The sequence below is a fragment of the Hydrogenophaga sp. IBVHS1 genome (assembly GCF_002127265.1).
Taxonomy (GTDB): Bacteria; Pseudomonadota; Gammaproteobacteria; order Burkholderiales; family Burkholderiaceae_C; genus Hydrogenophaga.
The window spans coordinates 851,605-875,682 of sequence record NZ_NFUU01000001.1 but is presented as its reverse complement, the minus strand read 5'-3'; the positions used below and the strand labels follow the sequence as shown (position 1 = coordinate 875,682).

General features: G+C 66.0%; 21 protein-coding genes. 5 read left to right on the top strand and 16 right to left on the bottom strand.

The features are described from left to right. Positions 1-2 precede the first annotated feature (2 nt). Positions 3-1,283: a TRAP transporter large permease gene (locus tag CAP37_RS04275; protein ID WP_086123028.1), complete on the top strand. Its 1,281-nt coding sequence runs from the start codon at positions 3-5 to the stop codon at positions 1,281-1,283. A gap of 4 nt (positions 1,284-1,287) precedes the next feature. Here the strand turns inward: CAP37_RS04275 and CAP37_RS04270 are convergent, their stop codons facing one another. Genes CAP37_RS04270 through CAP37_RS04255 form a run of 4 tightly spaced genes read right to left on the bottom strand, consistent with a single transcriptional unit; the run spans position 1,288 to position 5,719 of the window. After that, on the bottom strand, positions 1,288-2,067 hold the full coding sequence (locus CAP37_RS04270; protein WP_086123027.1) for an SDR family NAD(P)-dependent oxidoreductase: 780 nt from the start codon (positions 2,065-2,067) through the stop codon (positions 1,288-1,290). 35 nt (positions 2,068-2,102) lie between these two features. Continuing rightward, positions 2,103-2,936, bottom strand: coding sequence for a sugar phosphate isomerase/epimerase (locus CAP37_RS04265; protein WP_086123026.1), 834 nt, complete (start codon positions 2,934-2,936; stop codon positions 2,103-2,105). Beyond that, positions 2,933-3,994 carry an SDR family oxidoreductase gene (locus CAP37_RS04260; RefSeq protein ID WP_086123025.1) on the bottom strand — a complete coding sequence of 354 codons (1,062 nt, stop codon included), beginning with the start codon at positions 3,992-3,994 and terminating at the stop codon, positions 2,933-2,935. The genes CAP37_RS04265 and CAP37_RS04260 overlap by 4 nt, the downstream gene beginning before the upstream one ends. A gap of 15 nt (positions 3,995-4,009) precedes the next feature. Beyond that, on the bottom strand, positions 4,010-5,719 hold the full coding sequence (locus CAP37_RS04255) for an FAD-binding protein (protein WP_256926867.1): 1,710 nt from the start codon (positions 5,717-5,719) through the stop codon (positions 4,010-4,012). Between the two features lie 87 nt (positions 5,720-5,806). Here CAP37_RS04255 and CAP37_RS04250 point away from each other — a divergent pair, with 87 nt between their 5' ends. Continuing rightward, entirely contained in the window at positions 5,807-6,874 is a 1,068-nt protein-coding gene (locus tag CAP37_RS04250; protein WP_086123023.1) for a Gfo/Idh/MocA family protein, read from the top strand. Here CAP37_RS04250 and CAP37_RS04245 read toward each other — a convergent pair. Then, entirely contained in the window at positions 6,850-8,475 is a 1,626-nt protein-coding gene (locus CAP37_RS04245) for an NAD(P)/FAD-dependent oxidoreductase (protein WP_086123022.1), read from the bottom strand. The two genes, CAP37_RS04250 and CAP37_RS04245, sit on opposite strands and share 25 nt — an antisense overlap. A gap of 97 nt (positions 8,476-8,572) precedes the next feature. Here CAP37_RS04245 and CAP37_RS04240 point away from each other — a divergent pair, with 97 nt between their 5' ends. Beyond that, positions 8,573-9,364, top strand: coding sequence for an SDR family NAD(P)-dependent oxidoreductase (locus tag CAP37_RS04240; RefSeq protein ID WP_086123021.1), 792 nt, complete (start codon positions 8,573-8,575; stop codon positions 9,362-9,364). Positions 9,365-9,408: 44 nt separating this feature from the next. Further along, positions 9,409-11,025 (top strand): NAD(P)/FAD-dependent oxidoreductase, encoded by a 1,617-nt coding sequence (locus CAP37_RS04235; RefSeq protein WP_086123020.1) that lies wholly within the window; start codon positions 9,409-9,411, stop codon positions 11,023-11,025. Here CAP37_RS04235 and CAP37_RS04230 read toward each other — a convergent pair. From CAP37_RS04230 to CAP37_RS04195, 8 genes are all read right to left on the bottom strand, one after another. Next, entirely contained in the window at positions 11,009-12,667 is a 1,659-nt protein-coding gene (locus tag CAP37_RS04230) for a GMC family oxidoreductase (RefSeq protein ID WP_086123019.1), read from the bottom strand. The genes CAP37_RS04235 and CAP37_RS04230 overlap by 17 nt on opposite strands. A 13-nt stretch (positions 12,668-12,680) precedes the next feature. Next, entirely contained in the window at positions 12,681-14,183 is a 1,503-nt protein-coding gene (locus tag CAP37_RS04225) for an aldehyde dehydrogenase family protein (protein WP_086123018.1), read from the bottom strand. 25 nt (positions 14,184-14,208) lie between these two features. After that, the gene (locus tag CAP37_RS04220; RefSeq protein ID WP_086123017.1) at positions 14,209-15,441 is read right to left on the bottom strand and encodes a branched-chain amino acid ABC transporter substrate-binding protein; all 1,233 of its coding nucleotides are present in this window, start codon (positions 15,439-15,441) and stop codon (positions 14,209-14,211) included. 46 nt (positions 15,442-15,487) lie between these two features. Further along, complete coding sequence (locus tag CAP37_RS04215) at positions 15,488-16,207, bottom strand: ABC transporter ATP-binding protein (RefSeq protein WP_086123016.1); 720 nt, start codon at positions 16,205-16,207, stop codon at positions 15,488-15,490. Continuing rightward, positions 16,204-16,971 carry an ABC transporter ATP-binding protein gene (locus CAP37_RS04210; RefSeq protein ID WP_086123015.1) on the bottom strand — a complete coding sequence of 256 codons (768 nt, stop codon included), beginning with the start codon at positions 16,969-16,971 and terminating at the stop codon, positions 16,204-16,206. Before CAP37_RS04210 ends, CAP37_RS04215 begins: the two co-directional genes overlap by 4 nt. After that, on the bottom strand, positions 16,968-18,239 hold the full coding sequence (locus tag CAP37_RS04205) for a branched-chain amino acid ABC transporter permease (RefSeq protein WP_086123014.1): 1,272 nt from the start codon (positions 18,237-18,239) through the stop codon (positions 16,968-16,970). Before CAP37_RS04205 ends, CAP37_RS04210 begins: the two co-directional genes overlap by 4 nt. Before the next feature lie 3 nt (positions 18,240-18,242). Beyond that, entirely contained in the window at positions 18,243-19,190 is a 948-nt protein-coding gene (locus CAP37_RS04200) for a branched-chain amino acid ABC transporter permease (protein WP_086123013.1), read from the bottom strand. A 202-nt stretch (positions 19,191-19,392) separates the two neighbouring features. Next, the gene (locus CAP37_RS04195) at positions 19,393-20,133 is read right to left on the bottom strand and encodes a FadR/GntR family transcriptional regulator (protein WP_179190127.1); all 741 of its coding nucleotides are present in this window, start codon (positions 20,131-20,133) and stop codon (positions 19,393-19,395) included. 210 nt (positions 20,134-20,343) lie between these two features. Between CAP37_RS04195 and CAP37_RS04190 the strand changes: the two genes are divergently transcribed. After that, on the top strand, positions 20,344-20,790 hold the full coding sequence (locus CAP37_RS04190; RefSeq protein ID WP_086123011.1) for an RDD family protein: 447 nt from the start codon (positions 20,344-20,346) through the stop codon (positions 20,788-20,790). On the opposite strand, the gene CAP37_RS04185 is transcribed toward CAP37_RS04190, so the two are convergent. Genes CAP37_RS04185 through CAP37_RS04175 form a run of 3 tightly spaced genes read right to left on the bottom strand, consistent with a single transcriptional unit; the run spans position 20,787 to position 24,071 of the window. After that, the gene (locus CAP37_RS04185; protein ID WP_256926866.1) at positions 20,787-21,479 is read right to left on the bottom strand and encodes an ABC transporter ATP-binding protein; all 693 of its coding nucleotides are present in this window, start codon (positions 21,477-21,479) and stop codon (positions 20,787-20,789) included. The genes CAP37_RS04190 and CAP37_RS04185 overlap by 4 nt on opposite strands. Beyond that, a complete protein-coding gene (locus CAP37_RS04180) occupies positions 21,476-23,239 on the bottom strand; it encodes an ATP-binding cassette domain-containing protein (RefSeq protein WP_086123010.1) in 1,764 nt (587 codons plus the stop codon). Before CAP37_RS04180 ends, CAP37_RS04185 begins: the two co-directional genes overlap by 4 nt. Continuing rightward, positions 23,217-24,071, bottom strand: a complete 855-nt coding sequence (locus CAP37_RS04175; protein ID WP_086123009.1) for a branched-chain amino acid ABC transporter permease — start codon at positions 24,069-24,071, stop codon at positions 23,217-23,219. The genes CAP37_RS04180 and CAP37_RS04175 overlap by 23 nt, the downstream gene beginning before the upstream one ends. Positions 24,072-24,078: the final 7 nt, after the last annotated feature.

The window sequence follows — 24,078 nt, the reverse complement described above, 5'->3', positions numbered from 1 at the left end:
CCATGACCGTTGCCATCTTCATCTTCTCCCTGCTGGCGGCCATGCTGATCGGCGTGCCCATCGCCTACGCGCTGTTGCTTTCGGGTGTGGCGCTCATGTGGCACCTGGATCTGTTCGATGCGCAGATCCTGGCGCAGAACGTCATCAACGGTGCCGACAGCTTCCCGCTGCTGGCCGTGCCCTTCTTCATGCTCGCGGGCGAGATCATGAACGTGGGCGGCCTGTCGCAGCGCATCGTGAACCTCGCGCTGGCACTGGTGGGCCACCGGCGCGGCGGCCTGGGGTATGTGGCCGTGCTGGCGGGTTGCCTCATGGCGGCGCTCTCCGGCTCGGCCGTGGCCGACACTGCGGCGCTGGCCGCGCTGCTGCTGCCCATGATGGTCAAGGCCGGCCACAACAAGGGCCGGGCCGGTGGCCTCATCGCGTCGGCCGGCGTCATTGCGCCGGTGATTCCGCCCTCCATCGCCTTCATCATCTTCGGCGTGGCGGGCAACGTCTCGATCGGCAAGCTGTTTCTCGCCGGCATCGTGCCGGGTCTGCTCATGGGTGTGGCCATTGCCGTCACCTGGCATTTCGTGGCGCGCCGTGAAAACGTGACGCCACCGCCCAAGGCCAGCGCGGCCGAGCGCTGGCGCGCGCTCAAGGAATCCACCTGGGCGCTGATGCTGCCGGTGATTGTGCTGGTGGGTCTGAAGATGGGTGTGTTCACGCCGACCGAGGCCGCCGTAGTAGCCGCTGTCTACGCGCTCTTCGTGGCCACCGTGGTGTACCGCGAACTCCACTGGAGCAAGCTCTATGACGTGTTCGTCACCGCGGCGCGCACCTCCGCCATCGTGATGTTCCTGATCGCTGCGGCCATGGTCTCGGCCTGGCTCATCACCGTGGCCGACATTCCGACCCAGCTGGTGGAGATGCTCCAGCCCTTCATGGACAACCAGATCCTGCTGTTGTTCATGATCATGCTGCTGGTCATTGCGGTGGGCACGGCGATGGACATGACGCCCACCATCCTGATCCTCACGCCCGTTCTCATGCCGGTGGTGAAGGCCGCCGGCATCGACCCGGTCTACTTCGGCGTGCTGTTCATCATGAACAACGCCATCGGCCTCGTGACGCCACCCGTGGGCGTGGTGCTGAATGTGGTGGCCGGCGTGGGCAAGATGAAGATGGACGAGGTCACGAAGGGCGTGCTGCCCTTCATGGCCGCGCAGTTCTTCGTGCTGTTCCTGCTGATCCTCTGTCCGTGGATCGTGACCGTGCCGGCGAAATGGCTGGCTGGCTGAACCTTCAGGCGAACACCGCGGGCTGCACGCTCATGAGCGCTGTGCGCATGAAGCCGCCGTCCACAATGATGTCCTGCCCGTTCATGTAGGAAGCGGCATCGCTGGCGAGGAAAGCGATCGCGTCGGCGATGTCTTCCGGCCGGCCAATGCGGCCGGTGGGCACCACCTTGATGCGGCCCTGGTGCAGCTTCTCGTTCTGGTAGAAGTGCTCGGACATCGGGGTGCGGATCATGCCCGGGCTGACCGAGTTGGCGCGAACGCCGCGCGGTCCCCACTCCACCGCCATCTGGTGCGTCAGCCCCAGCACGCCCGCCTTGCTCGGGCCGTAGGGGCCGATGTCGTTGGGCACGCGCGCGCCGATGGAGGCGATGTTGATGATGGCGCCGCTCTTCTGCGCCAGCATCATGCGCACCAGGTGCTTGGCGCACAGAAAAGAACCCCGCAGGTTCACGCTCATCACCTTGTCCCAGGTGGCCACGGGCAGTTCTTCCAAGGGAATCACCGGTGCCATGATGCCCGCGTTGTTCACCAGAATGTCGCAGCGCCCGAACTTCGTCTTCACCGCCAGCGCCATGGCCTCGATGTCCGCCTCGTTCGTCACATCACAGGCCAGCGAGAGCGCGGCCAACGCATTCTCAGGCGCCTTGAGATCGACCGTCACCACGCTCGCCCCCATGCCGTGCAGGCGCGCCACCATGGCGCCTCCCAGCCCTCCCCCGGCCCCGGTGACGACGGCAACGCGCCCCTGAAGTGAGGCCTTGTCGAAAGTGGTGTGTGTGTTCATGGTGCTGCGTGTCTCCGTAGGTTGATGGGTGAAATTCAGTGGGCGAAATGCCGTGCGAAGAATTGCGCTGCCGCTTCAGCCGCGTGGCGCGCGCGCAGTGTGGGGGCCAGGTCGGCGTGCTGCACGGCCGGCGTCTCCAGTTCCAGTTCCGCATCGCCCGGCAAGGCGTTGACCAGGCCGGCCAGGTCGAGCCCGCCATCGCCGAGCAGACGGCGTCCGGCCATGGCTTCGTTGAACAGCGTGTCGCCCTCGGCCAGCTGCGCGGGCGCATCGCACAGCTGCGTGAGGTACACGATGGAGGGATCGAGCGCGGCCACGTCGCGAGGGGTAGCGCCCGAACGCGCAAGGTGGAGCGCGTCCACCAGAATGCCGACGTTGCCTGCGCCGCTGGCCGCGATCAACGCCACGGTTTGCGCGATGGTCTTGAGCTCGCTCATGGGCATGAACTCCAGCGCGATGCGCACACCGGCCTCTCGCGCCGCCGCCGCGTAGTCGCGCACCAGCTTGGCCACACGCGCCATGTTGGCGTCGAAGCAGCCCTGCAGGATCAGGGGCGCACCCACAGCCTTTGCGGCGTTCACATTGGCCAGCAGGTGCTCCAGCGTCACCTGCGGCGAGATGTAGTAGCCACTGATGCTGGAGAGGCGCACGCCGCGCTGGGCGGCGGCACGGCGAATCTCGTCGAAGGCATCGGCGCGGTCGTCGACCGAGGGCCACGCGTCGCCGGGGTAGCGCCCGCTGATGCGCGGGCCGGCCGCACCGAAGCCCGCGCTGGCCGCAGCATCGATCACGTCCAGCGGCGCGGCCTGTGCGCCGAGCGTGAGGAAGCCCAGCGTGAGGTCGCTGACGCGGCGGTGTCGGGCGTTCATGACGGAAGCACCTTGTGCTGCTGCAACTCGCGCAGGCGCTGCACGAACATGGCGTCGGTCTCGATGCAGTCGTGAAAACCGGCGCGGCGGATCTTGCCGGTCTCCAGCAGCACGTCGTGCGACATGCGCAGCATGTAGTCGACCCAGCCCCAGTTGACGATGCGGTTGATGTCGATCTTGCGCAGGCCCTGGCGTTCAGAAATGCGGTCCCAAAGCGCCTGCTGGTCGGGCATCACGTCCACCAGCGGCATGGTCTTGGGTTCGGCCCATTCCATGCCCAGGCCCTGGGCGATCACCGGCCAGGTATTGCGCCAACGAGCCGGGTCGCCGTTGCTCACGTTGAAAGCCTGGTTGGCCGCCGCCTCCGAGCGCGCCGCCCAGCTGGCGGCCGAGCCGATGACGTGCGCGTCGGCGATCTGGTGCAGCGCGTCGTAGGCGCCCGCGCTGCCGGGAAAGCGCAGCGGCAGGCCCATCTCCTTGCTGATGGCGGCGTAGATGCCCACGCCCATCACCAGGTTCATGGGGTTGCCCACAGCAAAGCCGGAAACGAATGGCGGGATGAGGTTGACCCAGGACCAGCGCTGGCCCTGCTGTGCCTGGCGCAGGAAGTCTTCCTGGTCGTAGTAGAAGTTGGGCGGCAACTGGCGCGCGTCGGTCTCGCGGCAGGGCGTCTTCGTCTGGCCCCACTGAATGCCGTAGAACTTCGCGCCGGTGGTCAGCACCACTTTCTCCAGTTGGGGCGCCATTGCGCTCACGGCCTCCACCAGGTTGCGGAGCATGGCCAGGTTGGGCGCCACCTCGGCCGCGCGGCTGGCGGCGGGCTGGTAGGCGGTGAAGAACACGTGCGTGATGTCGGGATGCTTCGACAACGCCTGCCGGCAGGCCTGTGGGTCCATCAGGTCCAGCGCAATGCCCTCGGTGCCTTCGATGTCGCCCCCGCCGGAGCGCGAGGCGCACAGCACGCGCCAGCCATCGGCCACCAGACGCTGGGTCACACCGATACCGACGATGCCGCTGGCCCCCGCGACAAGGGCCACAGATGGAGATGCAGATGACATGGATGTTTTTCCGTTTCAATGTTTGAGCGAAGTGGCGTGCATGGCGGCGCGGTAGCCGAAGACCATGGCCGGGCCGATGGTGGCGCCCGGTCCGGGGTAGGTGCCGCGCATGAGCGAGGCCGCGTCGTTGCCGCAGGCGTACAGGCCGGCGATGGGCTGGCCATCGGCGTCGAGCACCTGACCATGTTCGTTGGTCGACAGGCCGGCGTCGGCCGCAGCGTCGGCTGGCCACAGGGCCATGGCGCAAAACGGCGCTTGTGCAATGGGACCCAGGCAAGGGTTGGGCTGGTGATCGGGATCGCCGTTGAAGCGGCTCACCTCGGTGGCGCCCTTGCCGTAATCGCTGTCCACACCGGTGAGCGCGTAGGCGTTGTTGCGCGCCACGCTGTCCTTCAGGCCGACCGCGTCCAGACCCGCACTGCGTGCCAGCGCGTCCAGGTTGTCGCCCACGTGCAGGTAGCCGGTTTTCACGTGCGGCTTCAGGTTGGTGGTGCCTGGATGGATCAGCCCCAGGCCGTACTTCTCCACAAAGGCGGCATCGCAGATCAACCAGGCGGGAATGGCCGGCGTGGTGGCGTGGCGCTTGATCATGTCTTCGCAGAAGTAGTGGTACGACGCGCCTTCGTTGGTGAATCGCAGGCCCGCGCTGTCCACCGCGATCAACCCAGGCTTGGCACGGTCGAGGAAGAGGTGCGGGAACAGGCCCGTGCCACCCTTTGCATCGTGCGTCACCGAAACCGGTTGCCACAACACACCAGCGCCGCCCGGCGTACCGTCGATCGCGGCCCCGGCGAGTTCGGCCGCGCGCACGCCGCCACCCTGGTTGCCTTCAAAAATCAGCGAAGGCCAGCGGTCGTGCCCCGGCCGCATCCATCGCTTGCGCAGCGCCGGGTTGCGCCCGATGCCGCCGGTGGCCAGCACCACACCCAGGCGCGCTTTCACTTCAACAAGCTCGCCCGTGGCCAGCTTGAAGCGAGCGCCCGAGACGCGATTGCCGTGCTTTGACAGCGATTCGATCTGCGCGCCGAACGCAATGGCCGTGCCCGCCGCGCGCAGGCTGGCGAAGAGCCTCGCCACCAGCGCGTTGCCCATCACCAGACGCGTGCCGCGCGCGTGGCGCAGCCGATCGGCGGCATAGCGCAGCACCAGGCCCGCGCTGTGCTTGAAGCTGGCCCACGACTTGAATCGCCCCAGCAGATGGCCGATGTCGGCCTTGCCGACCATCATGCCGCCGAGCACCATGAACTCCTTCATCGGTGGGCGGATGCGGTGGAACTCCTCGCCCAGCAGGCGGCCGTCGAACGGCAGTGGTGCGAGCGCGCGCCCCGCCACGCGCGAGCCGGCAATGTCCGCGTAGTCGGGGTGCTTGCCAGCGGCCATGAACTTCACCTGCGTGCGCCGCACGATGTCGTCGATGATGGCCGGACCGGTCTCCAGGTAGACCTCGCGCAGGCGACGCAATTCGCCCGATGGCACCAGGCCATCGAGGTAGCGCAAGCCCTCTTCCATGCTGTCCTCGAATCCCGCCGCCTTGACCAGGTTGTTGTTGGGAACCCAGATCGTGCCGGCCGCTGTGGCCGTGGTGCCACCCACCTGCTCGGTCCCTTCGCACAGCAGCACATCCAAGCCGGCCAGCGTGCCCATGACGGCAGCGGTCATGCCGCCGGCACCGGCGCCCACGACCACGAGATCGACTTCTTTCTTCAGGGAGGGCGGGCTGCTCACGGTGTCTTTTCCTCGGTGTTTTAAGGCTGTCGCGTTTGGTTGGACCATAGGATACTATCGCGATTTCACCGTCCTCTTCCGCCGACCATGACCGCATCCCCCACTTCCCGCATGCCTGTCGCCGTCATTGGCGCGGGGGCCATTGGTCGCATGCACATCGAGCGCACGCTGCGCCATCCCGATGTGTCGGTAGCGGGCATTGCCGACCCCACGCCCGCGGCGCGCAAGCTGGCCGAAAGCCTGGGCCTGGCCTGGTACGCGGACCACCGCGAGTTGCTGGAAAAATCGGACGCGCGCGCGGCCATCGTGGCCACGCCCAACCACACGCACGCCGATGTCGGCATCGACTGCATCTCGCGCGGCCTGCCGGTTCTGATGGAGAAACCGGTGGCCGACACCATCGAGAACGCCCAACGGCTGTGCGACGCCGCCAAACGCGCGGGAGTGCCCGTCATGGTGGGCCACCAGCGCCGCCACAACCCCATCATCCAGCGCGCCCGTGCCCTGGTGAACGAAGGCGTGCTGGGCCGCCCTGTCAGCGTCAACGGCATGGCGACCTGGCTCAAACCCGACAGCTACTTCGACCTCGCCTGGCGGCGCGAAAAGGGCGGCGGGCCGGTGCTGATCAACCTGATCCACGACCTCGATCTGCTTCGCTTTCTGGTGGGTGAAATCGACAGCGTGCAGGCCATGACCTCCAGCGCCGTGCGGGGCTTCGAGGTGGAAGATACGGCCGCCGTGCTGCTGCGCTTTGCCAATGGCGCGCTCGGCACGCTCACTGTGTCCGACGCCGCAGTGACGCCGTGGAACTGGGACCTCGCCGCCGGCGAGGCGCCGCACTACGCCCAGGTGTCGGTGGACACCCACTTCCTCAGCGGCACCGAAGGTTCCATCACCCTGCCCCGCCTCCATACCTGGCGCTTCGATGGCAAGCGCGGCTGGCACGAACCGCTCACCCAGAGCCAGACCATGCTGCACCGGCAAGACCCCTACATGGAACAACTGCGCCACGTGCGCGCCGTGGCCGAAGGGCGCGAGCAACCGCTGTGTTCGGGGGTGGACGGCATACGCACCCTGCAGGCTGCACTGGCCGTGCACGAAGCCGCGCTGGCGCAGCACGTGGTGCGGCTTCATACCATCTCGAACCCTCTGTAGCCGTCGGCCGCCACTTCGTTGACGATCTTTCGGTAGGCCGGCACGCCCGCCACGTAAGGCATGAACACGCGCGGCTTGCCCGGCATGTTGGAACCCATGTACCAAGAATTGGCCGTGGGGTAGAGCGTGCGGTCAGCGACTTCGTTCACGTGGTGCACCCAGTCGTCCTCGGCACGCTGCTGCGCTTCGATGCGGCGCACGCCCCTGGCGCGCGCGTCTTCGAGGCAACGGGTGAGCCAGTTCACGTGCAGCTCGATGGAGTGCACCATGTTGCTGAGCACCGAAGGGCTGCCGGGACCGGCGAGGATGAACAGGTTCGGAAAGCCCGCCACGGCCAGACCCAGGTAGGTGCGCGGCCCATCCACCCACTTGTCGCGCAGCGCCTGGCCGCCCACACCGCGCACATCGATGGACTTCAGGGCGCCGGTCATGGCGTCGAAACCGGTGGCAAAAACGATCACGTCGAGCGGGTATTCCTGACCGGATTGCGTGCGCAGGCCATTGGGCGTGGCCTCCACCAGCGGGTCGGTCCGCACATCCACCAGGGACACGTTGTCGCGGTTGAAGGTCTGGTAGTAGTCGGTATCCACGCACAGGCGCTTGGTGCCGAAAGGCAGGTCGTCCCTGGGACACAGCAGCTCGGCGGTTACCGGGTCTTTCACCGTCGCGCGGATCTTGCTGCGCACGAACTCGGCCGCCTGGTCGTTCGACTGCTTGTTCACCATCAGGTCGTTGAACGCGCGCAGCATACGAAAGCCGCCACCCGCGCCCTTCCAGCGGAACTCGAACTCCTTGCGCCGTTCGGCTTCGCTCACCTCCATGGCCGACTTGTCGTTGGCGATGAGGAAGTGGCCGGTGTGGGTCTCCAGCGCGCGCTCGCGGCGCGCGCCATAGGTGGACTTGACCTCGGCGAGCTGCTCGGGCGTGATGGGTTCGTTCTGCGCTGGCACGCTGTAGTTGGCGGTGCGCTGAAATACGGTGAGGTGCTTCGCGCGCTGCGCGATCTCCGGCGTCATCTGCACCCCACTGGAACCGGTGCCGATGAGACCCACGCGCTGGCCCGCGAAGTCCACGCCTTCGTGCGGCCAGTTCGCGCTGTGGTACCACCGGCCCTTGAAAGATTCGAGCCCGGGGAACTGGGGCGCCTGCGGGATCGACAGGCAGCCGGTGGCCATGATGCAGTAGCGAGCCGAGAAGCGGTCGCCACCCTCGGTGGTGACCAGCCAGCGGTCCTCGGCCTCGTCGTAGATGGCGGAAGTCACGCGCGCGTTCAACTGAATGTCGCGGCGCAAATCAAAACGATCCACGACGTGGTTGATGTAGCGCAGGATGTCGGGTTGCGGCGCGTAGCGCTCTTTCCAGTCCCACTCCTGTTGCAGCTCGTCGCTGAACGAATAGGAATAGTCGAGGCTCTCCACGTCGCAACGCGCGCCGGGATAGCGGTTCCAGAACCAGGTTCCGCCCACGCCCTCACCCGCCTCCAGCACCCGGGCCGACAGGCCGATGCGCCGCAGGCTGTAGAGCTGGTAGATGCCCGCAAAGCCGGCACCGACGACGATGGCATCGAGCTGGACCGGAGGGGCGTTGCTGCTCTTGCTCAATGGAGTCTCCTCGAAACACACGCACTGAAAATCGCCTAAAGGTCGTAGAATTGTACTGGTAAGACCATTTCAATTCCAGCATGCACACGGAGACAGCATGGACCTCAAACTCACCGGAAAACACGTGCTGGTCACGGGCGGCAGTCGCGGTATCGGCCTGGCCTGCGCGCTGGAATTTCTGCGCGAAGGCGCCCGCGTGAGCATCGCTGGGCGCAGTCCGGAAAACCTCAAGACCGCACAGGCACAACTGCTGAAGGAAACCGGCGCCACCGTGGCAACCCACAGCGCCGACCTGAGCGATGCGCAAGCCGCGCTGGCCATGGTGGATGCGGCCGAGCATGCCGGTGGACCCATCGACATCCTGGTGAATTCGGCCGGCGCAGCCAAGCTCACGCCGTTTGCCGAACTCAGCCCCGCCGCCTGGCAGGCTGCCATGCAGGCCAAGTTCTTCAGCTACATCAACGTGACGGACCCGCTCATCAAACGCATGGGTGCGCGCGGCCAGGGCGCCGTGGTCAACGTGGTGGGCATGGGCGGGAAGGTGGCCACGATTCACCACCTCGCGGGCGGCTCAGCCAACGCGGCGCTCATGCTTTCTACCGTGGGCATGGCCGCAGCCTATGCGCCCCGGGGCGTGCGCGTGAACGCCGTCAATCCCGCCCTCACGCTCACCGAGCGCGCCGCCGCCAGCATCTCGGCCGACGCGCGGCAACGCAACGTGCCGGAAGAAGAAGCCCTGCGCCAGGCGCAATCGCGCGCACCACTGGGCCGTCTGGCCAACCCTCAGGACATCGCCGACGTGGTGGTGTTCCTCGCCTCGCCCCGCGCGGCCTATGTCACCGGCGTCGTCATGTCGCTGGACGGCGCTTCCGTGCCGCTCGTGGTCTGAGCCCGCTGATCCCCTCACCCCAACCATCTCAGGAGACATCTTCCGTGAACGCCTCTACGCCATCAGCCACCGCGCTGGACGTTGTCATTGTTGGAGCCGGCTTCGGCGGCCTGTACGCCATTCACAAGTTTCGTCAGCAAGGGCTGAACGTGCGCGCCTTCGAGGCGGGCGATGGCGTGGGTGGCACCTGGTACTGGAACCGCTACCCCGGGGCGCGCTGCGATGTGGAGAGCATGGAGTACTCGTATTCCTTCAGCGACGAACTGCAACAGGAATGGACGTGGAGCGAGAAGTACGCGCAGCAGGGCGAGATCCTGCGCTACGCCAACCACGTGGCCGACCGCTTCAAGCTGCGCGACGCCATCCAGTTCAGCACCCGCGTGGTGAGCGCCGCCTTCGATTCCGAAAGCAAGCTCTGGACGCTGCGCACCGACCGGGGTGATGCTGTGACCGCACGCTTTTTCGTGGTGGCCGGTGGCTGCCTCTCGTTGCCGCGCATGCCGGACTTTCCCGGCCGCGACAGCTTCAAGGGCAAGCTGTACCACACCGGCACCTGGCCGCATGAAGGTGTTGACTTCAGTGGCCTGCGCGTGGGCGTGATCGGCACCGGCTCCAGTGGCATCCAGGCCATTCCGCGCATTGCCGAGCAGGCCAGGCAGCTCACCGTGTTCCAGCGCACGGCCAATTTCAGTCTGCCGGCGTGGAACATTCCCATGCCCGCCGAATACGAAGCCTGGTTCAAGGCGCACTACCCGGCGCGGCGGGAAAAGGCGCGCTACTCCTCGGCCGGCATCGCCTGCCATCCCACGCCCGACAAGGGGGCTCTTGAAGTGCCCGACGACCAGCGCGCGAAGGTCTACGAGGCCGGCTGGGCGCACGGCGGGCCAGGCTTCACGCGCATCTACAAAGACATTCTCTCGAACGAAAAGGCCAACGAAACCATGGCCGAGTTCGTGCGCAACAAGATTCGCCAGAAGGTGAAAGACCCGGCCGTGGCCGCGCTGCTGACGCCCACGGACCACGCCATCGGCACCAAGCGCATCTGCGTGGACACCGACTACTACGAAACCTACAACCGCGACAACGTGAAGCTGGTCAATGTGCGTGAGCACCCGATCGAAGAGATCACGCCCAAGGGCCTGCGCACGACCGAAAAGGAATACGAGCTGGACGCCATCGTGTTCGCCACCGGTTACGACGCGGTGACCGGGGCCATCCTCAACATCGACATTCGCGTCGATGGCGGCCCATCACTGGCCGAGAAATGGGCACACGGACCCAAGACCTACCTGGGCCTCATGACCGCGGGCTATCCGAACCTGTTCATGGTGACTGGCCCCGGAAGCCCCTCGGTGCTGACCAACATGATCACCTCGATCGAACAGCACATCGAATGGATCGCCGACTGCCTGCGCTACCTCGGGCAGAAGGGCGTGCGTCGCATGGAGGCGCAAGTCGACTTTGAGGAGGCCTGGGTCCGCCACGTCAACGAAGTCGCCGACACCACCCTCTTCCCGCGCGCCAACTCCTGGTACACCGGCGCCAACATCCCGGGCAAGCCCCGCGTGTTTCTGCCCTACGTGGGCGGCCACGGCGTCTACCGCATGAAATGCGCGGACGTGGCGTTCAAGGGTTACGAGGGCTTCACGCTTCAGCCATGAGTGCCACGGGCGGCCGCACCACTTCCTGAGGGCTCAACAGGAAGTGCGCGGCACGCTCGCCGATCATCATCGAGGGCGCGGCCGTGTTGCCGCCAATGATGTTGGGCATGATGGACGCGTCTGCCACGCGCAGGCCTTCGATACCGTGCACGCGAAGGCGGGCATCCACCACGGCCATCGGGTCGTCGGCAGGCCCCATCTTGCAGGTGCCGACCGGGTGGTAGGTGGTGGTCGTGGCCTGGCGCACATAGACTTCAATGCGATCGTCGCTGACTGCGCTAGCACCGGGTGACAGCTCGTCGCCCAGGTACGGCGCCATCGCGGGCATGCCCAGGATGCGCCGCGCTTCCTTCAGGCCACGCACCAGCGTGCGGGCGTCTTCGCGGTCTTCCAGGAACCGCGCGTCCAGCACCGGCTTGTCAGCCGGATTGGCCGAGGCCAGCGACACCTGGCCGCGCGTGCGGGGGCGCAACAAAGCCACATGCAGCACCACACCGTGGCGGCGCGGCATGGTCTTGGCGTTTTCCTTCATGCCGATCATGAAGGTGTATTGCAGATCGGGCCGGTCGAGCCCGGGCAGGCTGCGAAAGAAGCCACCCGACTCGGCGGCGTTGGACGACAACATGCCGGTGCGGCCGAAGAGGTACTGGAAAGGCGCCAAGGCCACTCGCGGTGCCACGCGCCAGCTCAGCGCATACGACTCCGCGCCCGGGTTCGACACCGCCACCGACACCGTGGGATGGTCTTGAAGGTTCGCGCCCACGCCGGGCAGTTCGTGCTGCACCTGCAGGCCAGGCTGGCGCAGCATGTGTGCCGGCCCGATGCCCGAGAGCATCAGCAACTGCGGCGAATTGATGGCACCCGCAGACACCACCACCTCGGTGCCCGCGTCCAGCTCCAGGCGCTCACCGGCCCGCACCACGGTCAGGCCCACGGCACGCCCGGCACGCAGGCGAATGCGTTCGACCAGCGTGTCGGCGAACACCGTGAGGTTCGGTCGCCCCAGCACCGGATGCAGGAACGCGCGCGAGCTGCTCAGGCGGCGGCCGTCGCGCTGGTTGAGCTCGAACAGGCCGAAGCCATCTTGCTGCGCGCCATTGAAGTCGTCGTTGCGCGCGTGGCCCGCCTGCTGGGCAGCGCTTACGAAGGCGTGCGACAACGGGTTGGTGTGCTTGAGCCGCTGCACGTCGAGCTCACCGCCCCGGTTGTGCCAGCGGGAGGCACCGGCGGCGCGGTTCTCGTGATGCTTGTAGAACGGCAGCACGTCGTCGTATCCCCAGCCAGGGTTGCCCAGCGCGGCCCACTCGTCGTAGTCGTGCTGATGGCCCCGGATGTACACCGTGCCGTTGACCGAAGTGCAACCACCGAACAGGCGACCACGCGGGCACGGAATGTCGCGCTGGTTGACGCCCTCGCCACCCCGGAAACTGAACTGCCAGTTGTAGCGCTCGTGCGGCAGCAGGAACACGTTGCCGATCGGCACCGTGGTCTTGACGTTGACCGGGAAGCTGAGATCGGAAGGCCCCGCCTCCACCAGCGCCACCCGCACCGCCGGATCGGCCGAGAGGCGGTTGGCCAGCACGCAGCCGGCCGCGCCGGCACCCACGATGATGTAGTCGAAACCCGTATTGGAACGTGACATGGGTGCTTTCAACTCAGCGCTTCATGGGGTGGCCCTTGAGCCACACCGCCTTGGTCTGCAAGTACTCTTCCATGTGCTCGGCGCCCGACTCGCGGCCATAGCCACTCATCTTGTAGCCACCGAAGGGCACCGCCGGGTCCATCGTCTGGTAGCAGTTCACCCACACCGTGCCCGTGCGCAGCCCGCGCGAGACGCGCTGCGCGTTGCTGATGTCGCGCGTCCACACCCCGCTGCCCAGCCCGTACGGCGTGTCGTTGCCCCGCCGGATCACTTCGTCCACGTCGTCAAACGGCATCGCCGAGATCACCGGCCCGAAGATCTCCTCGCGCGCAATGCTCATGCCGTCGTTCACCCCCGCAAAGATCGTGGGCGCCACGAAGTAACCCTCGGCCAGCGCCCCTTCGGTGATGCGCGCTCCGCCCGAGAGCGCCTTGGCCCCTTCGGCCTTGCCCGCCGCCAGATAGCCGGTCACGCGCTCGAGCTGCGAATCGCTCACCAGCGGGCCGAGCTGGGTGCTCGGGTCCAGCGGATCGCCCACGCGAAGGGTCTTGGCGAAGGCCGCCACGCGTTCAACAAACTCGTCGTGGATGCTGCGCTCCACAAACAGGCGCGTGCCCGCGCTGCAGATCTGCCCTGAGTTGTTGAACACGGCCATGGCCGCGCCGGGCACCGCCTCGTCCAGGTCGGCATCGGCAAACACGATGTTGGGCGACTTGCCGCCGAGCTCGACCGAGACACGCTTCATGTTGCCGGCCGAGGCGCGCACGATGTGCTGGCCCACTTCGGTGGAGCCGGTGAAGGCGATCTTGTCCACATCGGGGTGCGCGGCCAGCGCCGCACCGGCTTCACCGAAGCCGGTCACCACGTTGACCACACCGGGCGGAATACCCGCCTCCAGGCAGAGCTCGCCCAGGCGCAGCGGTGACAGCGGCGCCTGCTCGGCGGGCTTGAGCACCATGGTGCAACCGGTGGCCAGCGCCGGGGCGATCTTCCAGATGGCCAGGCCCAGCGGGCCGTTCCAGGGGTTGATGGCCGCCACCACGCCCACCGGCTCCTTCAGGGTGTAGGAGAACACGTTGCCGTCGACCGAGTTGTCGATGGTGTGGCCGTGGGTGGCCGTGGCCAGCCCGGCGTAGTAGCGCAGCAGGGCAATGCCACGGCGGCGCCCGGCCGAGGTGCGGGCAATGGGGCCGCCCATGTCCAGGGTGTCCAGGGTGGAGAGTTCCTCGAAGTGCTGGTCGAGCAGGTCGGCCAGCTTGAGCAGCACGGCCTGGCGGTCGAACGGCTTGAACTTGCTCCACGGGCCCTCGAAGGCGCGGCGCGCAGCGGCCACCGCGCGGTGGATGTCTTCAGCGCCCGCCTCGGCCACTTCGGCCAGCACCTTGCCGGTGCTCGGGTTCCAGGTCTTGAAGGTCTTGCCCGAAGCGGCAGGCACCAGCTGCCCGTCGATCAGCAGCAGCTTGGGCTGGCCGTTCAGGAACGCGGGCGGCTTGAACTGGGTTTGAATGCTTCCCATGGTGTGTGTCCTGGTGGAGGGGCGTTCAGCCCGGTCGCTTCATCTGGCAGGAGGTGGGCAGCGAAGACACATAGGGCTCCAGCTTCTGCAGCGTCTTCCAGCCGTAGCCGGTTTTCTCCAGGTCGTACTTCACAGCCTTGCCGTCGGCCTTGGTCCAGGTTGAGACCACCTGCGACTGCTGGATCTGGTGGTCCATCTTTCGCATCTCGATTTCGCCGTTCATGCTCATGACCTTCAGGCCTTCGAGCGCGCGAGCCACGGCCAGTGGCTCGGTGGACTTGGCCTTGGCCATGGCGGCCGAGAGCAGTTTCATGGTGCTGTAGTACGGCAGCACGACGAAGTCGTCGTTGTATTTGGCGCGGAACGGCTCCATCACCTTCTTGCTCTCGTTCGGGTAGTCGTTCGGGTTCCAGTAGGTGATGAGCTTCACGTCCTCGGCGTTGGCCGAGGCCAGCGCGGTGGGCGCGCCGGTGGTGGCGGCGTTGTAGGTGAAGAAGGGCACCTTCAGGCTCGCGTCCTTCGCGGCCTTGATCAGCAGCGTCAGGTCGGCGCTCCAGTTGGCGGTGACCACCGCTTGGGCGCCCGAGGCCTTGATCTTGGCCACGTAGGGCGCGAAATCCTTCACCGCGAGCATGGGGTGCAGGTCGTCACCGACGATTTCCACGTCCGGCCGCTTCTGCTTGAGCACGGCCTTCACGCCGGCACTGGTCTGCTGGCCGGTGGAGTAGTTCTGGTTGATCAGGTAGATCTTCTTGAGATCGGGCAACGTGGCCATGTAGCTCACCAGGCCCTGCGTCTTCATGTCCTGGTGCGAGTCGAAGCGGAAGTGCCAGAAGCTGCACTTCTCGTTGGTGAGTTCGGGTGCGCCGTTGGTCACGTCCAGGTAGACAAGTTCCTTGCCCGGGTTGCGCTCGTTGTGGCGGTTGATGGCGTCGATGAGCGCGGCGGCCACAGCCGAGCTGTGGGCGTGGGCGATGTAGCGGATGCCCTGGTCTGAAGCGCTCTTGAGCTGCTGCAGCGATTCCTGCGGGCTGCCCTTGCCGTCGAAGTTCACCACTTCGTAGGTGTGGCCGGACGCCCAGTTCTCCTTGTTGGCGATCTCCACCACCATGCGCAGTGTCTTGTTGGCGTTCTCCACGATGGCCGCAGCCGGGCCGGAGAAAGGATCGATGTGCGCGATCTTCACGACCTCGGCCCAGGATGCCGAGCAGGCCAGTGCGACGGCCAGGCCGGTGGCGGAACGGAGGAAAGTTTTCATGGTGTCTCCTTGAAGGGTGGATGGTGCAAAGCCAGAGAGCGAATCGCTACACCTCCAGCCATTCCTTGCGGATCTGGCTGTTGCGCTGGAGGTCCGAGGGCGTGCCCTCGAAGACGATGGCGCCGTGTCCCATGACATAGACGCGTTGGGAAATCTGCATGGCGATGGCCAGCTTCTGCTCGACCAGCAGCACCGAGATGCCGCGCCGGCGAAGCTCTTCGAGGTAAGCGCCCACCTGTTCGACGATCTTGGGCGCGAGGCCCTCGGTGGGCTCATCGATCATGATGAGATCGGGGTCGCCCATGAGCGTGCGGCACAGCGTGAGCATCTGCTGCTCCCCGCCCGAAAGCACACCGGCCGCCGTGTGGCGCCGCTCCTTCAGACGAGGGAACAACGTGTACATGTCGTCCATCGACCAGCGCGAAGCCTTGCCCTTCTTCTCGCCCAGCATCAGGTTCTGCTCCACAGTGAGCGTGGGATAGATGTCGCGGCTTTCGGGTACATAGCCCAGGCCACGGTGTGCAATCTGGAACGCCTTGAGGCCAAGGATTTCCTCACCTTTGAAACGGATGGAGCCGGTGGCCTGCACCTGCCCCATGGCCGCCTTCACGGCCGTGGAGCGGCCCACGCCATTGCGGCCCAGCAGGCTGACGATCTCGCCTTGCCCCACATGAAGATTCAACCCATGCAGCACGTGGCTCTTGCCGTAGAAGCCATGGACGTCGCGCAGTTCGAGCAGGGGACTGGAAGTGTTGACCGCGCTCATGCCGATGCTTCCTCGTTAGCTGTGGTGCCCAGATAGGCTTCCTGCACAGCGGCGTTGGAGCGGATGCGCTCGGGCGTGTCGCAGGCGATCACCTCGCCGTACACCACCACCGCGATCTTGTCGGCCAGGCCAAACACCACGCCCATGTCGTGCTCAACCATCAGCAGCGTCTTGCCCACCGTCATGCGGCGAATCAGGTCCACCGCCGCGTCGGATTCCGAACGGCTCATGCCGGCGGTGGGCTCGTCGAGCAGGATCACCTCGGCACCACCGGCCACCGTCACGCCGATCTCCAGAGCGCGTTGTTCGGCATAAGGCAACAAGCCGGCGGCCACGTCGCGCTTGGCCGTAAGGCCGGTCTGCTCCAGGATGGCCTCGGCCTGTTCGCGCACGTCCTTCAGGCCGCCCAGGCGCTGCCAGAACGAATAGCGGTAGCCGAGCGACCACATGACCGCGCAGCGCAGGTTTTCATACACGCTCAGGCGGTGAAAGATGTTGGTGATCTGGAAACTGCGCGAGAGGCCCGCGCGGTTGATCTCGAACGGCTTCAGTCCCACGATGGACTGGCCCTTGAGCAGGATCTCGCCGGAGCTCAGGCCGAAACGGCCCGAGATGAGGTTGAACAGCGTGGTCTTGCCCGCGCCGTTGGGGCCGATGATGGCGAAGCGTTCGCCTGCCGGCACCACCAGGTTGGCGCCGCGAATGATCTCGGTGACGCCGAAGCGCTTGCGCACGTCGCGCAGTTCGATGGCGGGTGCATTCATGATTTCCGGCCTTCCAGGTCTTGCGCGTCGATCTCGGCGTTCACGCCATCCCAGGCATTCACAAAGGCCGCCTTGCGCGCGCGCAGCCAGAGCGAGCCCAGCAGCACCAGCGCCGCACCCACCCCCGCTCCGATCCACATGCCGTTGTCGCCCAGCCGCTCCAGCAACCGCGCCGCAGCGGCCTTGCTGGTGCCGAAGGCGTTGATGTACGCCAGCTCCACCAGGATGACGGTGCCCAGCGCGATGAGCGTGGCCGCCAGCACCACCGAGATCCAGTGAGGAGCGACACGGCCGAATCGGCCCGAGCGCAGCACGCGCCAGTTCGACGTGATCAAGCCGGTGAGACCAGCGGGCGCGTACATCACGAACAGCACGAAGAAGGCACCCAGGTAGAACTGCCAGGCCCCGGTGAAGTCCGACAGTTTGTGCATGAGGAACCCGCCCACCACCGCACCCACGATGGGGCCGGCGAAGCTGGTGGTGCCGCCGATGAAGGTGAGGATCAGCGCGTCTGCCGAGCGCTGGGCGCTCAGGCTCTCGGCGCTCACCACCTCGAAGTTGATGGCCGACAGGCCACCTGCCACACCCGCGAAGAAGGTGGCCAGCACCAGCACGATGTAGCGCACGCGCCGCGTGTCGTAGCCGATGAACTCGGCGCGCTCGGGGTTGTCGCGCACCGCGTTGGCTATGCGCCCCAGCGGCGTCTGCGTGAAGGCGTACATCACCACCGTGCTGAGCACGAGCCAGAGCGCAATGAGGTAATACACCTGAATCTGTGGCCCGAAGGACAGACCGAACAGCGGTTCCCCATAGCTGCGGTTGGTGGACAGGCCACCTTCGCCGCCGAAGAAACTGGGGAACATGTGCGACAGCGCATAAACCAGCTCGCCAATGCCGAGCGTGATCATGGCGAAGGTCATGCCGGCCTTCTTCGTCATGATCAGGCCGAACAGCGCGCCGAACAGCAGGCCCGCCACACCACCCACCAGAGGAATCAGATAGACCGGAATCCACAGCGCGCCGTTGGTGGCCATGTTCATGGCGTGGATGGCGAAATGTGCGCCAAGGCCCGAATACACCGCATGGCCAAAGGAGAGCATGCCGCCCTGCCCCAGCAGCATGTTGTACGACAGGCAGAACAAGATGAGGATGCCCATCGTCGAGAGGAAATAGATCGACGCCGAGCTGTTGAACACCAGCGGTGCGAACACCACCACCAGCGCCAGTGCCACCCATGGGAGCCCGTGTTTCAGGAGGACGTTGTTCATGGTTCAGGTCTCCCGCGTTCCGAGCAGACCACGTGGCCGGAACACCAGCACCAGGATCAGCAGCACGTAGGGCAGGATCGGCGCCACCTGCGCCACGGTGAGCTTGAAGAGGTCGTAGGCCGGTGTCGATTCGTCGATCACCACGCCCCAGCGGCTCACCAGCGTGAGCAACGAATAGTCCATGGACACGGCGAAGGTCTGCACCACGCCGATGAGCAGGGAAGCCAGCAGCGCACCCACCAGCGAGCCCAGCCCGCCGATGACCACCACCACGAAAATGATGCTGCCCACCGCCGCCGCCATGGAAGGCTCCGTCACGAAGGCATTGCCGCCAATCACGCCGGCCAGACCGGCCAGCGCCGCGCCGCCGCCGAAAACCATGGTGAACACGCGCGGCACGTTGTGGCCCAGCGCCTCCACCGACTCGGGGTGCGTGAGCGCCGCCTGGATCACGAGCCCGATGCGCGTCTTCTTGAGCAGCAGGTAGATGGAGAGCAGCATCAGCAGCGCCACCAGCATCATGAAGCCGCGGTAGGCCGGGAAGGTGGTGGAGAACAGGGTGAACAGCGGGCGATCCAGCTCCACCGGCGCGGCGTAGGGCATCGTCATGCGGCCCCAGATCACCTGCACCACCTCCACGATCATGTAGGCCAGGCCGAAGGTGAAAAGCAGCTCGGCGATGTGGCCATGCTTGTGCACCACGCGCAGGCCATGGCGTTCAACCAGCGCACCAATGGCACCCACCGCGAGCGGTGCCACAAACAGACCGACCCAGAAACCCAGGTAGGTGCTGATGGCGTAGGCGAAATAGGCGCCCAGCATGTAGAAGCTGGCGTGCGCGAAATTCAGCACGCCCATCATGCTGAAGATGAGCGTGAGGCCTGAGGACAGCATGAACAACAGCAGGCCGTAGCTCACGCCGTTGAGCAGGGCAACGATGAAATATTCCATGACAGGGCGCTTGTGGGAGGCAGCGGTGGCCAAGGCCCGACCGCACCCGTCTCCCGCGGAGCAGCCTCCCAAAATTTCGTCTCCAGATAGTTTTTAAATGTCCGACCTTTAAAAGGTCCCACTATTTTGAAAGACGATCGAAATTACGCCATGGGGGTAAACCCGTATCCCAAAAAACAGAGGGTCTGGAAGGCTCGCCCGGTCAGCGACCTGAGCCGAGGTTGAGGCTCTTGGCCAGATCGCGCAGGGCCACCAGCAGCGAGCGAAGTTCGCGGCTGGCGCCGTCGGCATCTCGGCGAACGAACCGCTCGTAAAACCGTTGGCGCGCCGCCGCCAGCTCCACCGGCGAGAAGTACGTGGGGCCCAGAAGGCGGCCCACCGTGTCGCTGATGGAGTCCACTACCATGCTGATCGCCCGGTTGCGCGTGGCCCTGGCCAGGATGCGGTAGAACTCCAGCGAGTAAGCCAGTCGCTGTTCGTAGCTCGGGTCGGACAAGGTCGATGCGGTCTTGTCCACGATGTCCTTGAGCGCGGCGAAATCTTCTTCCGTGGCGCGCTCGCACGCCAGGCGCACCACCACGTCGAGCAGGTGAATGCGCAGTTCGGTCAGGTCGTCCACCGAGATCGAGCCCAGGTGAACCATGTCGCTCATCACCTGTGTCACCTTGCCTGTGGTGTCCCCCTCCCGGATGAACGCCCCACCCTTCACGCCCAGTTCCATGGCGATCAGGCCCGCGTTCTCCAGGTTGCGCAGCGCCTCGCGCACCGCATTGCGCCCCACACCCAGTTGCTCAGCGAGGTCTTTCTCTGAAGGCAGCTTGTCGCCCGGCTTGAGCGCGCCATTCGCCAACTGTTCACGAATGCGGTTGACCACCAGCTCGAACGTGCGCCGCGCCGGCACCGGCTTGATCTGGAGCGTGTGGTCGGGAGAAGACTCGGGCATGAACGTGAGGCCTGAAAAAAGAAGGCGCAGTGTAAGCGCAGGCTCTTGGAATGACCGGCAGCTCAGAAAAGCCCCCCACAACTGCGATCGTTGATTCCTGAAATGCATCGCCCTGTAGGCCAACCTGGTGGCTGGTGCCGGATCAGGCAACAACGCATTGCGGGTGACTAGCATCCGGAATCTCACTCCACCCGCCTCCTTCAAAGTCTCATGAACCACGACGTCCGTTCCTACGCAGGCTTTTGGGTCCGCCTGCTCGCCACGCTCATCGACACCGTGGTGATCGTGTGCATTACGCTCCCGTTGCTCATCGCCTTCTATGGCTGGGCCTATCTCGACATGGCGCAGACGGGTCTGGTGGCGGGCAAAGTGGATTTTCTGCTGACCTGGGTGGCGCCAGCGGTGTTTGCCATTGCGTTCTGGCTGTACAAGCAGGCCACGCCCGGCAAGATGGCCGTGTCCATTGCCGTGGTGGACGCCAGCACCGGCAAGAGCCTGACCGTGGGCCAGTCGGTCGGTCGCTACCTCGGCTACTTTCTCGCTGCCATGCCGTTGGGACTCGGCTTCCTCTGGGTGGCATTCGACCCCAGAAAACAGGGCTGGCACGACAAGCTGGCTGGCACGGTGGTGGTGCGCGTCAACAAGGCAAGGCCCTAAACCACGAGGTGCGCCTCCAGCGCATCGCGTCCGAAGCTCGCCAGCGGCCCCTGCAGCACGCAGTCTCCATGGTCGAGCACCAGCACATCGTCGGCCACGCTCATCAGGAACGACAGGTTCTGTTCCACCACGATGAAGGCGGCCCCTTCTTCGTCTCGGCGATGGCGCAGCAGCGTCGCCATGCGTTCGATGTTCTCCGGCTGTACGCCTTCGGTGGGTTCGTCCAGCAGGCTCAGGTCAGCGCGCAAACCGAGCGTTCGCGCAAAAGACAGCAGTTTGCGCTCGCCGCCACTGAGTGAACCGGCGCGTTGCGCCATGCGCTCGGCCAGGCGCGGGAACTGGGCCAGCATGGGCGCGTAACGATCGCCCTGGCGCTCGGGCAGGTGCAGCCAGAGGTTCTCCGCCACACTGAGTTCGGCGAACACCACTTCTTCCTGCGGTGCATACGCGATGCTCTCGGCCAGACGGCGGTGGGGCGGCACGCCCTGCAGATCTCGCCCTGCCCAATTCACCTGGCCGCTGGCCAACGGCAGAAACCCCGCGAGCGCGCGCAGGAGCGTGGTCTTGCCCACACCATTGCGACCGAGAATGCCGAGTACCCGGCCGGGCCCCACGCGCCCGCTTACGCGGCGCAGCACCATGGTGTCGCCGTATCCGCAAATGATGTTCTCGAACTTGAAGTCCTTCACTTGCGGCCCCCTGCGTACACGGCGCGCACGGCCGGGTTTGCCTGGATGGTGGCGAGGTCTCCCTGCGCCAGCAAGCGGCCCTGGTGCAGCACGAACACATCGCCACCGATGGCCGCCACGGCGCTGATGTCGTGTTCGATCACGAGCGCGGCGGCGTCCAGTGCGGTGATGGCCGCGCGGATCGTGGCAATCATCTGGTGCGTCTCGGCTGGCGAGAGGCCTGCACAGGGTTCGTCCAGCAGCACCAGGCGAGGCTCGGGCAACACGGTCATCACGAATTCCAGCGCCTGGCGCTGGCCTTGCGAGAGGCTGCCAGCCGGTTCATCCATTCGCTCTTTCAAGGCCGGAAACTGCTGAAGCAATTCGTCCTGCAGCGCGCTGTGCCAGGCCAGGGGCGCACGGGTGAGCGACATCGAAGGCCGCAGCCGAGCCACCCACAAGGCAATGCCGAGGTTCTGGCGCACGCTGAGCGAACCGAACACCGAGGGAATCTGCATCTTGCGACCCACGCCGTGCCGCGCCACGCGCCAGGCGGTTGCCCCGGAGATGTCGGTGTCGTCGAGCACGATGCGGCCTGCCCGCACGGGCAGCCGACCGGTCATGGCATTGAAGGTGGACGTTTTTCCCGCACCGTTGGGGCCGATGACGCATCGGATGCCGGGGCCCTGCAGACGCAGCGTGAGGCCATCGAGAATCTTCACCCCACCCTGCCCGCAGGCCACCGATTCAAAGGACAGACTCAGTGCTTGACGGGGCTTCGGCAACGCGGGTGCCATCACCGGCTGCGGTGCCGTCCCTGGGGCGCCACCGAAGAAGCGCGCGCCGATGCCGGCCACGCCATCCGGCAGGAAGCGCACCACGCCGATGAAGAGCAGGCCGACCAGCACTTCCCAGTAGCTGAAGTGGTCGCGCAGTTCGCTGGAGGCATACCCCACCAGCACGGCGCCCAGCAGTGCGCCCAACGGGCTGGCCTTGCCCCCCACCGCCGCCCAGATGACGAACTCGGTCGACAGCACAAAGCCCATGGTGAGCGGCGTGACGATGCCCTGGTGCGCCGCGAACAAACCGCCCGCACCCGCAGCGAGCAAGGCCGACAGCGCATACGCGTTGGCTTTCATACGGTCGGTGGCGAAGCCGAAAAGTTGAAGGCGGTCTTCGTTCAGCGCAATGGCGCTCCAGAGCACGCCGAGCGGGCGGCGGTAAAGCAGACCGAGCAACGCCGTGGTGACCACGGCGCAGGCGGCCACCAGCCAGTAGAGCGTGCTGTAGCGTTCGGTGCCGGGCAGGTCGGGAATGCCGGCCATGCCGTTGAAGCCGCCCGTGAGATCGCTCCACTGCTGCGCGGCCAGAAAGCCCAGCATGGTCATGGCCAGCGTGATGAGCGAGAAAAACGGCCCGCTTCGATGGCTGCGCGCGAAGATGAGCCGCGCAACCCCGTAGGCCAGCGCAGCCGGCAACAGCTGCGCCAGCGGCAGCCCGGCGAACCAGGCACTCTGCTGCTCGGCGGCCTTGAGCATGCCCCCCGTGAGGTAGGCACCCAGCCCGAAAAACAGCGCATGGCCCAGCGGCAGAAAGCCCAACCGGCCCCAGCACAGCGCCACGCCCTGCGTGGCCATGCCGTAAATGAGGAAGAGCGCGATCTGGTAGGCGACGAATTCATTGCTGGCGAACGGCAACGCAATGAGCGCGGCAGCCAGAGCGAGGGGTGCGGCAAACGGCTTGGCAAGGATCACGGTGTCAGCGACGTCCGAAAAGACCATGGGGCCGCAGCCACAGGAACAGGATGGAGAGCACGAGCACCACCGCATAACCACTGGTCTGGCCCGCGATGCTGCTCATGACGGCCTGCGAGCCACCGATCACGCCCACGCCACCGGCGAAGCCACCGAGCGTGCCGAGCCCGCCGACCACGAGCACAAAGAAAGCGTCGAGAAGGTAGTCCACACCAATGCCGGGCTCGATGCGCACCAGCGGAGCGAGCAGCACGCCCGACGCGCCGGCCAGCACCACGCCAATGACGAAGGCCTGCGAGGCCAGGCGCTGCGTGTTGATGCCGAGCGCCTGCGCGAGCACCGGGTTGCTCGTCATGGCGCGGACGCGCAGCCCCGCCGCGCTGCGCCGGTACCAGAAGAACAGGCTCACCAGCAGCAACACCGCCAGGGCGATGAGCGCCAGCCGGTAGGCCGGGTATTCAATACCACCGAACTGCATCGGCACGCCGAGCTGGCTCTCCACGTTGCGGTAGCCCTTGCCGTAGATGGCCTCCACCAGCTTGCGCAGCAGCATGGCCAGGCCCCAGGTGGCCAGCAGCATGTCGAACGGGCGCGCGTACAGCGGGCGAATCAGCCAGCGCTCCACCACCAGGCCCAGCGCACCGCACACCAGCACCGCGAGCGGAAACGCGGTGAACAGCGGCCAGCCCCAGGCCTGCACGGTGACCACCGAGTACGCGCCGATCATCACGAACTCGCCATGCGCCATGTTCATCACGCCCAGCAGCCCGAACACCACCGCCAGGCCCAGCGTGGTGAGCCCGAGCGTGGCGAGCTCGTAGGCAATGTTCAGGCCGTGCAGCAGCCAGCTTCCCTCCATCGCCGGG

Bases quoted from the DNA above. Each gene is read 5' to 3' on its own strand.
- CAP37_RS04275 (WP_086123028.1), top strand. From the start codon at position 3: ATGACCGTTGCCATCTTCATCTTCTCCCTGCTGGCGGCCATGCTGATC.
- CAP37_RS04270 (WP_086123027.1), bottom strand. From the start codon at position 2,067: ATGAACACACACACCACTTTCGACAAGGCCTCACTTCAGGGGCGCGTT.
- CAP37_RS04265 (WP_086123026.1), bottom strand. From the start codon at position 2,936: ATGAACGCCCGACACCGCCGCGTCAGCGACCTCACGCTGGGCTTCCTC.
- CAP37_RS04260 (WP_086123025.1), bottom strand. From the start codon at position 3,994: ATGTCATCTGCATCTCCATCTGTGGCCCTTGTCGCGGGGGCCAGCGGC.
- CAP37_RS04250 (WP_086123023.1), top strand. From the start codon at position 5,807: ATGACCGCATCCCCCACTTCCCGCATGCCTGTCGCCGTCATTGGCGCG.
- CAP37_RS04240 (WP_086123021.1), top strand. From the start codon at position 8,573: ATGGACCTCAAACTCACCGGAAAACACGTGCTGGTCACGGGCGGCAGT.
- CAP37_RS04230 (WP_086123019.1), bottom strand. From the start codon at position 12,667: ATGTCACGTTCCAATACGGGTTTCGACTACATCATCGTGGGTGCCGGC.
- CAP37_RS04225 (WP_086123018.1), bottom strand. From the start codon at position 14,183: ATGGGAAGCATTCAAACCCAGTTCAAGCCGCCCGCGTTCCTGAACGGC.
- CAP37_RS04220 (WP_086123017.1), bottom strand. From the start codon at position 15,441: ATGAAAACTTTCCTCCGTTCCGCCACCGGCCTGGCCGTCGCACTGGCC.
- CAP37_RS04215 (WP_086123016.1), bottom strand. From the start codon at position 16,207: ATGAGCGCGGTCAACACTTCCAGTCCCCTGCTCGAACTGCGCGACGTC.
- CAP37_RS04210 (WP_086123015.1), bottom strand. From the start codon at position 16,971: ATGAATGCACCCGCCATCGAACTGCGCGACGTGCGCAAGCGCTTCGGC.
- CAP37_RS04205 (WP_086123014.1), bottom strand. From the start codon at position 18,239: ATGAACAACGTCCTCCTGAAACACGGGCTCCCATGGGTGGCACTGGCG.
- CAP37_RS04200 (WP_086123013.1), bottom strand. From the start codon at position 19,190: ATGGAATATTTCATCGTTGCCCTGCTCAACGGCGTGAGCTACGGCCTG.
- CAP37_RS04195 (WP_179190127.1), bottom strand. From the start codon at position 20,133: ATGCCCGAGTCTTCTCCCGACCACACGCTCCAGATCAAGCCGGTGCCG.
- CAP37_RS04190 (WP_086123011.1), top strand. From the start codon at position 20,344: ATGAACCACGACGTCCGTTCCTACGCAGGCTTTTGGGTCCGCCTGCTC.
- CAP37_RS04180 (WP_086123010.1), bottom strand. From the start codon at position 23,239: ATGGTCTTTTCGGACGTCGCTGACACCGTGATCCTTGCCAAGCCGTTT.
- CAP37_RS04175 (WP_086123009.1), bottom strand. From the start codon at position 24,071: ATGGAGGGAAGCTGGCTGCTGCACGGCCTGAACATTGCCTACGAGCTC.